Source organism: Kamptonema sp. PCC 6506, from assembly GCF_000180455.1.
Taxonomy (GTDB): domain Bacteria; phylum Cyanobacteriota; class Cyanobacteriia; order Cyanobacteriales; family Microcoleaceae; genus Kamptonema; species Kamptonema formosum.
The window spans coordinates 1-16,412 of sequence record NZ_CACA01000238.1; the positions used below are offsets into that span (position 1 = coordinate 1).

The 16,412-nt window shown below is 43.4% G+C and carries 10 protein-coding genes and 1 pseudogene; 3 read left to right on the top strand and 8 right to left on the bottom strand.

All coding sequences use genetic code 11. The features are described from left to right. A pseudogene (locus OSCI_RS12240) lies at nt 1–1,740 on the top strand (hypothetical protein); the annotation flags it as partial. Between the two features lie 12 nt (nt 1,741–1,752). Here the strand turns inward: OSCI_RS12240 and OSCI_RS12245 are convergent. The 7 genes from OSCI_RS12245 to OSCI_RS12270 form a co-directional block, all read right to left on the bottom strand. Next, the gene (locus OSCI_RS12245) at nt 1,753–2,961 is read right to left on the bottom strand and encodes a glycosyltransferase family 2 protein (RefSeq protein WP_007355270.1); all 1,209 of its coding nucleotides are present in this window, start codon (nt 2,959–2,961) and stop codon (nt 1,753–1,755) included. A gap of 463 nt (nt 2,962–3,424) precedes the next feature. Further along, nucleotides 3,425–5,059, bottom strand: coding sequence for a polysaccharide biosynthesis protein (locus OSCI_RS12255; RefSeq protein ID WP_007355271.1), 1,635 nt, complete (start codon nt 5,057–5,059; stop codon nt 3,425–3,427). Nucleotides 5,060–5,437: 378 nt separating this feature from the next. After that, a complete protein-coding gene (locus tag OSCI_RS29915) occupies nt 5,438–5,617 on the bottom strand; it encodes a hypothetical protein (protein WP_007355272.1) in 180 nt (59 codons plus the stop codon). A 98-nt stretch (nt 5,618–5,715) separates the two neighbouring features. Further along, nucleotides 5,716–7,632, bottom strand: a complete 1,917-nt coding sequence (locus OSCI_RS12260; protein WP_007355273.1) for an adenylate/guanylate cyclase domain-containing protein — start codon at nt 7,630–7,632, stop codon at nt 5,716–5,718. Between the two features lie 89 nt (nt 7,633–7,721). Then, the gene (locus OSCI_RS29920; protein ID WP_007355274.1) at nt 7,722–7,889 is read right to left on the bottom strand and encodes a hypothetical protein; all 168 of its coding nucleotides are present in this window, start codon (nt 7,887–7,889) and stop codon (nt 7,722–7,724) included. A gap of 309 nt (nt 7,890–8,198) precedes the next feature. Next, nucleotides 8,199–11,333: an AAA family ATPase gene (locus OSCI_RS12265; RefSeq protein ID WP_007355275.1), complete on the bottom strand. Its 3,135-nt coding sequence runs from the start codon at nt 11,331–11,333 to the stop codon at nt 8,199–8,201. A gap of 590 nt (nt 11,334–11,923) precedes the next feature. Beyond that, complete coding sequence (locus OSCI_RS12270; protein ID WP_007355276.1) at nt 11,924–12,319, bottom strand: response regulator; 396 nt, start codon at nt 12,317–12,319, stop codon at nt 11,924–11,926. Nucleotides 12,320–12,406: 87 nt separating this feature from the next. Between OSCI_RS12270 and OSCI_RS12275 the strand changes: the two genes are divergently transcribed. Then, a complete protein-coding gene (locus OSCI_RS12275) occupies nt 12,407–12,946 on the top strand; it encodes a cyclic nucleotide-binding domain-containing protein (RefSeq protein ID WP_007355277.1) in 540 nt (179 codons plus the stop codon). Between the two features lie 255 nt (nt 12,947–13,201). On the opposite strand, the gene OSCI_RS12280 is transcribed toward OSCI_RS12275, so the two are convergent. Further along, nucleotides 13,202–13,801, bottom strand: coding sequence for a methyltransferase domain-containing protein (locus OSCI_RS12280; RefSeq protein WP_007355278.1), 600 nt, complete (start codon nt 13,799–13,801; stop codon nt 13,202–13,204). A 99-nt stretch (nt 13,802–13,900) separates the two neighbouring features. Here OSCI_RS12280 and OSCI_RS12285 point away from each other — a divergent pair. After that, on the top strand, nt 13,901–16,412 hold a 2,512-nt coding region (locus tag OSCI_RS12285; RefSeq protein ID WP_019487730.1), incomplete at its 3' end, for a CBS domain-containing protein.

Below are 16,412 nucleotides of genomic sequence, written 5' to 3' on the forward strand. Positions count from 1 at the left end.
CTTAGTAAGGGGGGCGAAGGGGGAGTTGCTGATGACTCTCCCGAACAAATAGAATTGCGGCTGTCAGGATTAGTTGTTAAGCATCAGAATAATTTAAAAGTTTATAATCCCATTTATGAGTCTGTTTTTAATTCTAACTGGGTTGAAAAAGAACTGGAAAACCTAGCTCCCTATCGGGAAGCATTTGTAGGGTGGTTAGCTTCAGACTGTGTGGATGATTCGCGGCTCTTGAGAGGGCAAGAATTACAGAATGCCTTAGTCTGGACAGCAGATAAAAAATTAAGCGGAGAACACTATAAGTTTTTGATCTCCAGTCAAAATGTGGCAGCAAAACCTCAAGATGATTCTCCTAATGATGACGTTTCAATGGGTCAATTTAGTGATTCTGAAATCTCCGAAAGTAGCGGAGATGTAATCCCCACAGAAATTGTTGAAGAACCGACACAACTAGAGCCACAGAGAGAATTTAAGCCGATTATGGCTCCGAGTTTGTATGAATCAGAATCTGGTTCTAGCGATGAGCAAATGTTGTACGATCATCTAGTTTACTGCGTACAAACAGAGTCGCCACCGGAAATAATAGAGCGCTTTCGCAAGTTGTTTATAGATGGCAGAGGATATCCCGATCGGAAAGTAGAAGCAGCTTTATATAGTATTATTTCTGTGAAACGCGAGGAGCTACAGTTTAAATATATCCTTTACCGCTGCTGCCACATTCTAATTAACCGCTGGCAATTGCACGCCCGAAATAAAGTAGCGATTGCAGATTTAATATCTTTATTTAAGAATAATATACCCCGCACTGGGGTAGAATTTTACATAGTTAAACGCTTACAAGAACAGGTGAAATTATTTACAAAAAGTGAAGAATATCTGGCTCTAGAGCGGTTAGTTAAAGTAGTAGATCCCGATGCAGAGGTAAATAAACAAGAGATTAATTCTTCTGTGGGTCAATTAATTTATCGCTATCCCTATTTGTACAGTCATTGTTTGCTAAGTAGAGATAGCTCTTATGAAGATCGGCAAACTATCCGACACATTCAATCTCAAAAACAGTGGCAATTTGAAATGGAGTTGTCCGAATATTTAACTTATTTAGTCAGGCAATCGCAAAATACAGCCAGCCAAATGCAGTCAGTGTTGAACCCTACCCTTTTGAGCGATGCTGAACTGAACTTTGCTGTCAAGGAATTTGCAGGAAAAGTTGAAGGTTCTCAGACTTACCGAGAATCAGCTCAGTTTTTTCTAGTCCGCACGAGAAAGACGCAATCCTACGCAGCTTTTAAGGAAGATTTATATGAGTATTTGATCTCTTCTATTAAGCCTACTTACGGAAAACGCCAATTTAATGACCGTTTATATAAGCAGCTAAAAAGCACTTTTCCTGAGAGCGATTCTGAGAAGCTGAATAACTTATTACTAATTGAGACTTGCCGCTATTTGTTCGATTTTCTGGTAGTAGAAAGCCCTGAAAAGCCTAATCACTATGTATTTTACGATCTGGTTTCTAACCTGGGGCCCGTGAGAGCAACAAGCCTTTTGCTCAAAATTGCCTTGCTTTCCCGCAAAGTTAAACCTGAGTTAGAAAAGAGATTTTCTATTTTGTTTAATCACTATGAAGGTAAAGCTCTAGATGATATGCGGTGGTTGGTCAAATCTCTGGAAAATCTCAATGTAGCTTTAGTTGTCAATTTTGGTACTGTGGATCTCTCGTTTCTCAAACATATAGCTAGGGACTAGGGGAAGAAGGGACTAGCTTGCATCTCGCTCTGTGCGAATCCATTTTGTCTGACGCTGCACCAGAAAACTCAGATAAAGAGGGATTTTCCAAAGAATGTAAAAAGGTACAGCTAAAAGAGTTGTCGCTGAGATATCATTACGTGCAAACTTAGCCCAAGCTGCGATAATCGAAATTAAAATCAAAAGTCCTTCGATTGCTAATATAAGGGCGGGAAGCCAAGATGCTCCTAGCGTTGCGGCTAATAACGCTCCACCCAAAGCTGTAACCCAAATCGCTACTAAGAGGGAGAGGGGAGGTACGGATAAGTCGAGAGCGATCGCGAATAAGTCAAAGCGCCTTTGAGCGATCGCAGCTTTTAGCAGTCTCGGAGTTTGAGTAAGCAAAGTCTGTAAATGTCCGTGTTCCCACCTAGTCCTTTGGCTTGTTGCTGCTTGCTGCTGCTGGGGGAGACAACCTATTACTTTTGCCTCTGGGCAAAATATAGTAGTATGTCTCGCGATCGCTAAATCGACACTAAGCTGCATATCTTCCACAATATTACCGCTAGCCAGGGAAATTTCCTGAATTACTGACCAGGGAAAAGCCATCCCCGTACCTGTTAACAAACAGGGGAAGCCTAACTGAGCTAATCCGCTCGGCCGGACTAAATTCTTAACCGTAAAAGCTAAGGCAGAAATTGAATCTTTCGGACTTGGTAAGGGCGGTTTTTCCATCAAATAAATTGCCTGAACTGGTTGTGATGAAGTAACTGCAACACTAACCAGTCGCTCGATTGTATCCTGTTGGCAAATACAGTCTGCATCAACGATGACAACAACTGTAGGCGGATCGGCTTCCAGAAACCGCAGTCCATAGTCTAAAGCATATCCCTTTCCTAAGCGATCGCGATCGCAGCGTTCGATTGCAGTTGCACCGAAACTGCGTGCGATCTGGGCTGTTTCGTCAGTACAATTATCCGCAATTACTATCAGGCGATCTTGAGCTCTTAGCTGTGGCAATAATGCCGAAAGAGTTGCACCAATTCCGGTAGCTTCATTGTGAGCAGGAACTAAAACCGCTACAGGAGGACGCACAATTGCAGTCTCTGGTGTTTTGCGGAAGCTCCGCAAAAAGGCTGCACTGCATTCTAGAAAAAGAACTGCAATCGGAAGTAAAAGCCCAATTGCAATTAGAAACAGAACAACATTAACAAATGCAGCTATCGCAATTTTAATTTCCATCAGAACAGGGTAATTGGTAATTGGTAATTGGTAATAGCTAATGGCTAATGGCTAATAGCTAATAGCTAATAGCTAATGGCTAATGGCTAATAGCTAATGGCTAATTATACCAAATCCGGCTTTACTACCCCCTTTATTGTCATTGTTCGCTGTGCTCCGCGCAGTTGCGAGCTCCGCGAAGCAATCCCGAAGCAATCGCCTAGTCTCTGCGATTGCTTCGGGCTTAGTTTGCTTTACTACGTTCGCAACACCCTCAGATTGCTTTGTACCTCGCAACTGCGCTGCACTTGACGCGCGGAGCACAGCGAACAATGACGGATTATTGCTAATAAAGGGGATGACTAACCCGGATTTGGTATTACCCATCCTCTCCATCTCCCCCTCTTTCCCTAGTCCCTAGTCCCTTCTTATATAATTGGTAATTAGATTTTCCTACTAACAACCAACAACTAACAACTAACAACTAACCACCAACAACGCTAGCTAATACCTTTTGAGACCTCAATTGAATCACATTGTCAACAGGAGCAAACTCTCGGACATATCTGGATACAGAGCGCAAATATGCCACCTCTAGTTGAATAGAACCCACCTTTGATAAACTTTCAATCATGTCATCAAATTCATCAGGTGTCACCTTAGCTAGATTCAAAACTTCTTTATTTAATCTGCCGTGTAAACCTTCTAGAAGTAGCTCTAGAATATCCTGGTAGATATTGATGTCAGTTCCATCAGCTTGCAGCCTCTTAGCATTGATTCCCCACTTTAAGATATTCAAGAGTTCGTGGGCTGAAGTCCAAGAAAAAGTCGAAGAAATTATCTCTCTTTCAGAATTTGCTAGAGCTGGCTTAATTTGAGCTTCTGGGAAAGTTTCATCCGTAACTAATACTTCCAGGCGGAACAATTGTTTAGTTAATGTGCGGAAAGAAAAAGGAGCTAGTTCCGCAATTTCCATTTCTCCAGAAGGGTCAACTATTCGAGAGGCATTTTCCAAAACATTCATTAACAGGTGAATTTCTGTAGGATTGCTCCAGTCAAACTGACCCAGGAAAAAGGGTTCTTCATATCCAGGGAGAAGTCCTTGAAAATAAATCGGGATATTTTTGCCAGACTCAATAATTTTAGCAAGAGCAACTTCCAGGGTTTCCGTTGGCCAGCCCAGATTGCGAACTGTTAAAAATTTTAGTTTACCGGGAACGGAAAAAATTAATGAATTCAACAACAAATGTACTGCTTCTTCAACATTTTGAGCAGTTACGTAGCGGTGCGGAGCGTGAACGTTGACTATTTTACCTTGGTCTACTTTTTTAGCCATTTGCTCGCAGAAAGAGCTGTTATCTAACATATGGGTAAAACGTACCATCCCATAAGTAACATTTCCTTCTTGAGCTGCTTGAGCAAATTGCCACTCTGCTAACTTTTTGGAGGCGGCGTAAACTTCTGTAGTAAAATAGCGAGAAGCTTTGCCTGTGGAAGAGAAAATGCACTGGCGGACACCATACTCTTCACAAAGTTGGATAATATGTTTAGTTCCTAAAAGGCTAGTGGTAGCAGTTTCTCGAATTTTAATTTCAGCGAGTCCGGGTAGGCGTTGAGCAGCTAGGTGAAAGACTAGATTGGGTTTTTCTGTATCAAATATATATCTTAGCGCCTCAGAGTTACGAACATCAGCCGCATAGAAAATGATCTTTCCTTCTAGAGTGCTAGTGGGAATATCTCCTTCTAAGTTATGACATCGTGCTTTATCCACAGAAACTATGCGCTTAGCACCTAGTTCGAGCAGTTTTTTAATCAAGTTAGTTCCAACGCACCCTTCTCCTCCGGTTACGAGTACCACTTTTCCTTGTACTTTGCTCTTAACTTCCTGTGCGTACAGGTGAAGGGTGCGGTTGCGTACATCGCTAAAAGGCTCTGTTTCTAATAGTCCGTCGGCCTTGTAAGCTTCGATGAGCTTGACTGTCAGAGTTTGCAATTCAGCAAGAATTGCAGAGTCTTGAGGCTCTGGCGAACCAGGAGGAACTAGCTGTTTGATCAGTTCAATAATTCCGGCTTTGGTAGTAGATTTAACTGCTGATAAATTAGTAGATGCAAGTTTCACTGTTGTAGCTCCTGTTAAATACTAGGAATAATGATATGTGAGCAACGGCACACCTCGATAGCTCGCCATGAGAGCGAGTGTTTTAGAGGGGAAAATGGCAACTATTTGAAGATAGCTATTAGCTCCTCTCTTTATTTGGTTCGGTGCGATATTTGTATCTTCTCTGACACCTTTTAAAAATGTCTGAGTTCAATATCACTAACCTTACGGTTCCTTGATGAATATCATCATAGACTATACGTACGAGTGCTTGGCAATAGGTTGGCACTAGCTTTACAAACTCTTCGTAATTATCTACGAGTTTTCGCGTAATTTTAAAGATTGTGTAAAGTCGAAAATCTTTACATTAAGCAGTTAATTTATCGATAAGTGCAATATCTATCGATCGCGTGGGAGCTGAAACCCTTGTGAGTACGTAGTTTGGTCAGAAATTCGAGACTTGCCTACTTCTAGCTTCAATATTTCCCGCAGGCGGTTGTTGACAAATTCGCTTACCGTGAAAATACGGTAGAGCACTGAGGATGCTACTCCAATCTGAAAAATATTTCTATCTTGCAAACTACTAATTATTGCTGTAGTTAGTGTGGTTTTAAGCCAGAGGAAGAAGAGTAAGAGAAAATACTTAATTTTACGTTTAATTATTCTCTACTAGCTAACTAAGAAAATTTTCCGCGCTCTCTGGCTCCACCGCTGCTTTGCTTTTGCTCTCTCCTACCAGTAAGTAAGTAAGTTGTCATGTACCCTTTGCCCTTAATTTGGATAGCCCCCCGCTTCTCAAAGGCATACTTCTGGCGCAATAGCTCGTAAGTGGCTGCTGTCACTTGAATGCAGCCCGTCATACCGTGAGATTCCATGCGGCTAGCAATATTCACAGTGTCGCCCCACAAATCGTAGATAAATCTCTTTAAGCCAATGACACCGGCAATTACGGGGCCAGAGTTAATACCGATGCGGATGCTAAAAGCTTCATTGTGTTCGACGCTGAGTCTACGAATTTCCTGCAACATATCCAGGGCCATTTCTGCGATCGCTTCTGCGTGATCGGAATGGGGCACTGGGAGGCCGCCAACTACCATATAAGCGTCCCCAATCGTCTTGATCTTCTCTAAGCCGTGTTTGTCGGCTAAGTGGTCAAAGGCGGAAAAGATATCGTTGAGCACTCCCACCAATTCCGAGGGAGAGATACGGGAGGAGAGCTCTGTAAAGCCGACAATATCAGCAAACATCACTGTTACTGCCCCAAAAGTGTCAGCTATATTGTGTTCGTCACCTTTGAGACGCTCTGCGATCGGGGCGGGTAAAACATTTAATAGTAGTTGCTCGGATTTGGCTTGTTCTAATTCCAATTGTTTGTAAGCTTGTTGTAACTTTTTGGCTTGATTAGAACTTTCTTCGGCGAGTTTTTCGATTTGTGTCGTGCGGCTGAGGGCGGTCAACATATAAGTAACAGGTATGAGAGTCCACAGCAAGCCCATAACTAAGCTACCCCAAGACCGCCAGTGTTTTTGAGTCCTACGAAATTCAGGGGTTGTTAAGATATAAAGCGACCACTGGCTACCGCTAATCTTGAGGACTAGCCTACAAGGTGTTTCTCTCGAATCAGAATTGTTTTGAATCGGGCAGTTTAACTTTGCTGCTTGTTCTACCTCCGGCCCTGCTGAAACAACTGTTTGGGTGCTGGAATCGTAGAGTACCCCAAAGTTATTTGTCTGTAGATAGGGGGGGAAGTCTGGATCATCGATATTGGGTAAGACTATAGAAGGTATTGACTGATTTGGCTTTTTAAGAATGCTGTTAGTGAGGTAAAAATTTACATATTCGGTGTTGCGCCCTCTCAGAGAAGTCTGAAAAATATCTTTAATTTGAAATATTCCTAGTACAAATCCTTGTAATAAGTTGCGGCGATCGCTAATCGTGCTGGGTTGAGAGCCGTTTTGGTAAACTGGTTGGATGGTCAGTAAGGCAGGTTGAGAGCGATCGCCCCTAATTAAGTCGATATTTTCACTGACAACCATTTCTCCTGTATCCCTCGCTTGGTCTAAGGCGGCGCGGATAGCAGGTTCGGAACCTAGATCCAACCCTAAAGCCTCCTGGTTCTGGGCTAAAGGTTCTACGTAGTATACGGGGAAATATTCAGCACGATCGCTAGCTCTAACTATCTTACCGAGTGAGTTTCGCTCTCTAATCTGGAAGTTTGGATCTGTTTTGCTTCTGGCATTAGCTTCATAGTTTTGCCGTTGGGTGTTGGGTACTCGTGGACTCCAGGCGAGGATTTCCAAACTGGGGTGGATGGCGAGGGGACGGGCGACAAACCGAGCAAAGGAGGAACGATCTACTTTGTTTGTAGCTCTCATGTAGTCGCCGAGAGCAAGAATCACATCTAAATCTGTATTAAGCTGACGCTCTAGGGCGATCGCGAAATCGTCGCTACGACGGTTAAATTCGTAATCTCGCCGTCTATTTTCCCAGTTCCAAATCAAGGCGAAGGCTAAAATCGATAAACTAACGCCTAAACAAAGGGTTAACCCAGGGGGAATGTAGCGAGACCAGGGTAAAGGTTGTTTTTTCGTCATAAAAAGTTTGGTAAGTGGCAAACTCAGTGGTTTGAACCCTGAGAGGTAAACGACACGAGCGATTAAAAACATCGTGAATCTTAAAATGCTTAATCGCTGTCTCTCTTGGGTTGGGGATGAATATACTCAACTTGTAATGCCCGATTTTCAACGCCGCAGTCAGCACATTTTCTTTCCCACTTATTCAGTAGATCCTCGCGTAATTCGTAACGGAGTAAGTTAATACTTAGACTGACCAATACAGCTTGCTTTGACATCACTCTTGCAAACTCAGTGGCTTCATCCCGGAGTTAGTGACTCTTACTTCCTGAATACGGGCTATTAAATCCCACGCCGCCAAGTACCATAACAAACTTTCGTCTCTGAGGGTAGATTTCCTATTCAAATTTCAAAATCTAAAATCTAAAAATTGCAGAAAGCGGGAGTTAATGACCGATCTATTAAAGCCTATACTAACCCTAAGAGGAGCTAGGACTGAAAGGTTTTACATTTTACTTTGGCGATCGCTCAACTGTTTTTGGTGTTTGCTAGCTAAGCTGTATAAGCCTTCTTCCTTCTACTTAACATCAAATTGACAAGTTAATGCGAGAACCTTGGGGAGTTTTGCTGACTTCTATTCTAGCCTGGAAAGCTTCTCGGAGGTGAGGGACATGGGTGACAGCAAGGATGCACTCGAAGTCGGGGGCGATCGCGTTAATCGCCGCTATCAAGCGATCGCACCCTTCGCTGTCTTGAGTACCGAAACCTTCGTCAATAATTAACATCTGCAAAGCCGTACCTGCACGCTGTGCTAAAAGTTTAGCTAATGCTAGTCGGATGGCAAAATTAATTCGGAAAGCTTCGCCGCCGGAATAAGTCTCATAAGGGCGAGTACCGCGAGCATCTGCTATCAATATATCCAGGGTTTCAATTAATTTTGTGGCTTTTTTGGAAGCGGCGGCGCGTTGGGTGATAAACTGGACGTGCAATTGATTAGCGCTCAGTCGAGATAAAATGTGATTAGTTTCGGCTTCGAGTTGGGGTAAGACATTTTCAATCATGAAAGCTTGAATACCGTTTTTACCGAAAGCTTGCGATAATTCTTGATAAACTCGGTATTGCTTGCGGGCGGTTTCTAGTTGTTGTTGTTGAGTTTCGCACTGAGTTTGAAGGTTTTCAAGGTGCTGTTGTTGCTGTTCAATTCGTCCCAGACTAGCTAAGTTTTGGTCTAGTTGTTGACGGCGATGCTGTATTTGTTGTTCTATTTCGGCAATTTGGGTGGCTGTGTCGGGAGTTTGTTGTAATTGTTGCCTAATCGCTAAGATTTGATTGTTGAGTGTTTCTAAATCTTGCGATCGTACTTGAATTAAGTTCCCTAATTCATTCATTCGCTGCTGTATTTGCGGAGACTGTTTTTGAGCTTGACGTAATTTTTCGGCACGGGAAAGCCAAAATTGATTTTTTCGCAGTTCGGCGCGGATGTTACTATGTTGTTCTAAGCTATAGCCAATTTCGGCTAGATATCTATCAATACTTTGAATTTGTTGCTGTATTTCTGAGTCGGTTTGTTGTTGCTGTATTTGCTGTTGAAAGCTGGTTAATTGGCTGTGAAGTTCTGGGCGACGGCTATTAATTTTCTGTAACTTTTGCTGAGCTTCTTTAATGCGACTCATTTTAATTTCTGCCCAGCGCAAACTTTTTTCTTGGTTGCGGACGAGGGCGTGATTTTGTTCGCTGTAATTGAGTACCTGCAAGTTTTGCTCTAGTTGTTGAAGTTCTGTATAATCTTCGGCTGCATATTCGCCGCTACGTAGCGATCTCTCTATAGCTGATGCTTCAGCTAATAATTCTTGCACGCGCAATTGCTCTATTCCCAAAGCATCAATTTGGGCTTGTAAATTACCCCGGCGTTCCCGCAATGTTTCATAGGGAGCCAATTCTTCACCTAGTTGGCGATACTCATTTCTGAGGACTTCAAGCTCTCGATTCGAGATAGTTAATTGTTCCCGAATCACCCAAAGTTGATTCCAAATTTCCTGCTGTTGATGGCGATGTTTTGTAACTACTAAGCTCCAGTGATGTTCGTCTAAAGGGCGATCGCACAGAGGACAATTAGGAAGTTGTAAGTCTTGAGTTTTGAGCTTTAAGTTCTGATAAATATCAGATTCTGGTAATAATTTTTGCTCTTCCAAATCTATGTTATTAGGGGGGATTCCTAAGAGTTGAATTTTTTGGTCTAATTCTGCAAGTCGGGCTTCAAAGTCGCGCTGACTGTCTTGAAGACTTTTGAGAAAGTGATGCCGTTCTTGTCCTTTTTCCGTAACTCGCTGTTGATAAACTCGCTTATTTTCTAATTGTAAAATATGATTTGCTACTGCTTGCAATTCCCGATGTAATTCCGGCTGCTTTTGTTGATAAGTAGCTTGCTGCGATCGCGCTCTGGAGTTAAGTTCTTCTAAACGAGCGCTCAAACGAGCATGAGCCCGATCCAGTTGGGTTTGCAATTGTTGCCGCCGTTGTAATAAGGGTGCAACTTGAAGCTGTAATCGATCCAGTTGACTCAGGCGAGTTCTTGCTGCTTGCAATTGAGCCAGTCCAGCTTCTGCTTCTGGCTGTTGATTGAGAATATCTTGAACTTCTTTTTGTTGTTGTTCTAACGTTTCTAATTGGGCTTGGACTTGCTGAACTTTGCCGCTGATTTGACTCACAATCTGCCGCTGTTGTTCTTGTAATTGCTGCCGCTGGTTTTGTGCCTCTTGGTGAGCTTTGAATTTAGCCGAAAGGGTTTCTTCTTCGATTTGCAGCTTTTGAAAAAGGGTTAAACCCGTTGTAATTTCGCTTTCTTGTTGCAGGAGGGCTTGAATTTCCTGTTGCTGCTGTTTGACTGTGGCGAGTTCTTGTTGGAGGCGATTGCATTCTTGGGCGATGTTACTATGTTGTTGCTGTTGGCCAATGAGGAGTTTTTCTCCGGTTTGGCGTTGGTGTTGCTGACCTTGGAGTTGCTGGAGTTTTTCGGTGTTACTATTTTGTTGTTGTTGGAGTTGAGCGGTGATTTGTTGGAGGTTGGTTTGCTTCGTGGCGATCTCATCGCGTTGTAGCAGTTGCCCTTTGAGGGAGTACAGACTTTTTTGTAGGAATTCAACTTGAGCTTTAAATTCGCGGGATTTTTCTTTGGCTTGTTCTGCTAAGATGTCGTATTGGTCGAGTTTCAGTAGACCCGCGAGAATTTCTTTGCGATCGCTCGGTTTTTTGAGCATAAATTCATCCGCCCGCCCTTGTCGCAAATAAGCTGAGTTAATGAAGGTTTCATAATCGAGTTTCAGGTGTTCGATAATTTTCTGCTGTGTCACCCGCAGTCCTTTTTCTGTCAGCGTCCGAAAAGAGCCAGCCTTGATCTCCCCATTAACAACAGCAGAGTCGGTCGCAATTTGAAATTCTAGAGTTCCTGAGAGTCCCCGACGGCGGTTGCGAATGATGCGGTAGATTTCGCCGTGAGTTGCGAAAACGAAGTCAACGCGGACTTCAGTTTCGCCGATATGGATGATGTCGTCTTCAGAGGCGGTGCGACAGTTACCCCAAATTGCCCAAGCGATCGCTTCTAAAAGGGAGGTTTTACCTGCACCGTTGGGGCCGCAGATACAAGCGGTGTGGAGCCCTCGAAAGTCGAGAGTTGCATCGCGGTAACTAAGAAAGTTTTTGAGTGTGAGTTGTTGCGGAATCATTTATGGCACAAGGAAGAGAGAGGAATGCTCTAGTTATCTGGGTTATCTAGGAGAGAAGGTAGAAGGCAATAAAAGCAAAGGTTTCAGCAATTAAGAATCTCCTAACGGTCTTAGTAGTTGCTATAGGCGAATGCGCCCGACATTCTCTTTATCAATACCATGCTTTCTACCTTGTTGCCTAGTTATTCAATCCAGATTGAGGAGGGTAACTAACGCTTCGGTAATTTCTTCCATGATTGCGTCCCAAAGGGTGCTCATGAATACTTTTATGACTTACGCTCAGGCTCCAGAAACCGGGTTTTTGAGAGCATCTGTGGGTCACGCAGGAGGCAGGAGGCAGTAGGCAGGAGGCAGGAGGAAAATGCAATACTAGAAATGGTTTGGGGGAGGGAGAATGTCCTAACCGTTATGGCGGTTGCTATTTTTTTATTAAAAAACCCGGTTTCTTTGATTGGGTGCTTAAGTCCTGACTTTTTAACGAGCCGATCGCCAACAGTAGGTTCAAGAGTAACTCGCCAGACTTCGCCTCTCCGCATTCGTTTTGCTCTCAGCGTTAAGGTATTCTTCTTCTAAATGGTAATATTTTGACTTTATTCTTGGGGTAACTTGGCTTTGATCTGCTCCACAAAATTTTGATAATCGACTACGGGTTTGGCAATGAAGCCATCTGCACCGCTCTGAGCCAGAAGTTGCTCGCGATCGCTCTCACCTAGAGCTGTCACCAAAATTACAGGCAACTTAGCTGTTTGCTCGTTTGCTTTCAGCAATCTAGTGATCTCAACACCGTTAATCGGCTTGCCTTGATAATAACTGTTGGCTAGACAAATATCCATCAGAATAATATCAGCTTCTCCAGAAGAGGCCATGTGTAAAACCTCTTCCACATCTTCCGTATGCTTGGCAAGCATTGCCCCCCGCTTCGTTATAATCTTCTCAAAAACTCGCCAATTAATCGGATTATCTTCCACAATCAGAACGGTTTTCATAAGCAATTCCTTAAAAAATGCCGTTACATTACCAAGCTATCAAAATATAAGCTATAAAAAGACAACACGCATCCCCCCTCCTACATTATGAGCAAAGTTTTAGTCATCTTAGGCGAATTAAGCGATCGCGACATAGATTGGATGCTCGCTAACGGCACGCGCAAGCAAATTCCAGCAGGCACAGTGCTGATCTGTGAAGGCAAACCCATAGATGCGCTCTATATCGTTCTCGACGGCAGCCTGAGTGTTTCAGTCGCAGCTTTAGGCAACAGAGAAATAGGCAAAATTAGCTCTGGAGAGGTTTTAGGTGAAATGTCTTTCGTAGATGGCCGCCTCCCTTCTGCCAGTGTTAAAGCTATTGGAGAATGCCTAATATTATCAATTTCTAGACAGAAATTAACCGAAAAACTAGAACAAGACGTACTTTTTTCTCTACGGTTCTATCGAGCGATCACAAAATTTCTTTCCACTAGACTGCGGGGCACAGTCAACCGTTTCAGTCAAGATCCCGACTACCTCCTGTTCCAGGATAGTTCAATAGAAGAACCAAATCAACCCGCCCTAGAAGACAACAAATTAGCTAAATCTAGATATGACTGGTTAATGCAACGCCTAAGCGATACTTAGCTAATTAGAAATTAAAAATAAAAAAGGAGGTAGAGGTAATTAAAAATTAAAAATTAAAAATTAAAAATAGAGAGGAAGATCGGAAAGTCATAATCTTCTGAGGGGATAATAATTCGTTTAAGTAGGAGGAGATATTGAAACGTAAAATTTAGATGCTTGAAAAGCTACTCCCTCGGTCTTCTTCGTTAACCTTTTGCGCTTCTAGATAACTAAATTTTGTCTTCAAGCTTCAGGCTTGTGCGCTCTGCGTTCTACTTAGAGTCGGCGAAAACGAGCGAAATGTTCCTCTCCTTGACGCGCTGGTACGGAATTAGTTACAGGTGCCAGAGAAAGAATTTGAAACTTCCCCTCAAAATACTCACGAATTTCGGCGGGTGTAACTCCAAAGGGAGGGCCACCGAGACGGGAGTGGGTGAAAAATAGACCAATTAGTTCTCCACCGGGACGCAAAAGCGAATGTACTAATTCCACGTAAAACCTGCGTTTTTCAACAGGAATAGCGCAAAAACAGGTGTGTTCCACGATATAGTCAAAACTAGAGGGAAATTCCGCTGCCAACTCAAAGATATCCCTCTGCAAAAATTGGGCACTACTACCCCTTTCTCGAGCTAGACAGGTTGCATCTACGATCGCAGAGGCAGCAAAATCAAAACCAATAACCTCAAAACCGCGATCGGCAAACAGCACGGCATCGTAACCACGACCGCAGCCCAAAACGGCCGTGCGGCCTGGTTGTGGAGCTGAGGGAGAATTTAACAAACTAGCGAAATAGGGAGCAGTTTGACCCAAATCCCAAGGAGTCGTTCCTTCGTGATAGCGCTGTTCCCAGAAGTTAGGATCGTTATTAGACAGCATAAAACCTTCCCTTTGGCTTCAATACGTAAGTCTTGTCTAAAACAGTCGCGAAAGCGATCGCCCTCCAATGGATGCCCTGCGCTCTAGCTGTGATTTACTATGCAGTTTCACCAACCGCCCCTTTACTCATCGGCCCTTGAACAAGCGATTGACCGTCACCCCCTGATCGCGGCACCCGAAACTTCTTTGGAAGAAGCGATCGCCCTGATCGGTCAAGTACAAAGTAAGTGCAGCCTACCCAAAGTCAACTCCTCCTCAAACATCACGGCAATTGACGAAACTCCCCTTTGGCAAGGAGTGCGCGCTCGCTGCGTCCTAGTAGTGAAAAATGCCTCTGAGCTTGCGGGAGCAACATCCTCCGACAGCCATCAAGGTTCGCAGCTACTAGGTATATTAACCGAAGGCGATATTGTCCGATTGATTGCCACAGGCAAGATTAACAGCCGCACCGGAGTCCCTCTACACAAAATTCCCATTGCCGAAGTCATGTCGCCAGCTTCTATTACCCTCACCGAATCCGCTGACCAAGATGTGTTCACTGCCTTATCCTTATTTCGCCAGCACCGGATTCGCTACTTACCCATTGTAGATAGTGAGACTCGCTTAGTTGGCGTACTCACCAAGGAAATGATTCGTCAAGTGCTGCAACCCTCCAATATTCTGAAATTACGCCGGGTGACAGAATTGATGACTATGCCCATATCTGCACCCCAAGAAGCTTCACTGTTGAGTATAGCCCAACTAATGTCAGATCATCAGGCTAGTTGCCTGGTTATTACCCAAAGTAAAAAATTAAAAATGGAGAAGCCCAAGGATAATCGCACCTCCATTTGTTATTATTCCTTTCAAAAACCGCGCGGAATTATCACCGAATACGATCTCGTGCAGGCTCAGTTTTTAGAACTAGATTTTGAGAATTTACCAGCTTCTACGGTGATGAGAAGTTCCCCATCTAGTTTAAAACCTTCTGATTCCTTATGGGTGGCTCACAAAGAAATGCAGCAGCAACAAGCGCAGCGATTAGTTGTCTGCGGCAGCCGAGGAGAACTCTTGGGTTTGATCACCCAAACTAGCTTGCTACAAGTGCTCGATCCGACAGAAATGTATCGTGCTGTCAAGCAATTGCAGCAGTCAGTATATCAACTACAAGCTGAAAAACTAGAACTCCTACAAAGCCGTAACGCCAAACTAGAAGAAGAAGTGCGGGAACGGACAGCAAAACTGCACTCACAACTGCAACGCGATCGCCTTTTAACTAAGATTGCTCTGCGGATTCATCAATCTCTAAATCTCGACGAAATTATCAACGCCACCGTTGCAGAAGTTCGTCTAGTGCTGCAAGCCGATCGCGGGACGATCATCCGCTTAGAGCCTGGAGATATTGGCATTGTCGTAGCAGAATCAGTCGCCTCTAATTGGCCTTCTATGTTAGGAGATCTCGTTCCCGAAAGTATTTGGAAAGAATGCAATAAGGCATTTGAGCAAGAAAAATATGCGATTTCTGATATTGATAAAGCTAATCTGTCTCCAGAGCAATTTGCACGTTTTAGACAAGCGGAAATTAAAGCACTGATTGTTGTTCCCATATTGCAAGATGGTAATTTGTGGGGAATGATGTGCGTCCACCAGTGTGCAGAGTCACGTCAGTGGGAGCCTTCGGAAGTTGATTTACTCTTACAATTAGCGACTCAAGTAGCGATCGCAATTCAGCAAGCACAACTCTACGAACAAGTGCAAAATCTGAATACCGATCTCGAACGCCAAGTCCAAGAACGCACGGCAGAATTACAACAGAAAGTCCAAGAACTTCAGCAACTAAATATCCTTAAAGATGACTTTCTCAGTACAGTTTCCCACGAACTGCGAACGCCTTTAGCAAATATGAAAATGGCGATTCATATGTTAAAAATTTCTCCAACACCAGAGCGGCGACAAATTTATTTAGGGATTCTGGAAGCGGAATGTACTAGAGAAACAGATTTGATTAATGCTCTGTTGGATTTGCAACGTTTGGAAGCAGCAGCTTATCCTATTGCTTTGGAATCAGTTAATTTGCAAACTTGGCTGCCTGCTATAATTGAACCATTTAGAGCTAGAGCCCAAAATCGCCAGCAAATATTGCAAGTTGAATGCGATCGCAAGTTACCTACCATCACTTCAAACCGTGCTAGTCTGGCTCGGATTTTAGCAGAATTGCTCAATAATGCTTGCAAATATACGCCTAACGGTGGTGAAGTTACTCTGAGAGTTAATTGCAAACGAGAGAATGGAAATGAGACAGCAAAAATAGGGAATAAAGGAAGGGAAAAGCATAAAAATAGAACAGTCGAAACCAATTCTTCACCCACTCCTAGTTCTCATTCTTCAATTGGCAGTTCCCAAATTTATTTCACTGTTGGCAATCAATCAGAAATTCCTACGGAGGAGTTACCTCACATCTTTGAAAAGTTTTATCGGGTTCCCAATGCCGATCCTTGGAAGCAAGGGGGGACGGGTTTAGGTTTAGCTTTAGTGCAAAAACTTGTGGAACAATTAGGCGGAAAAATTCAGGTAGCTAGTGGCGGTGGTTGGACAACTTTTACTGTACAGTTATCTGATTTGCAGGAAGGGT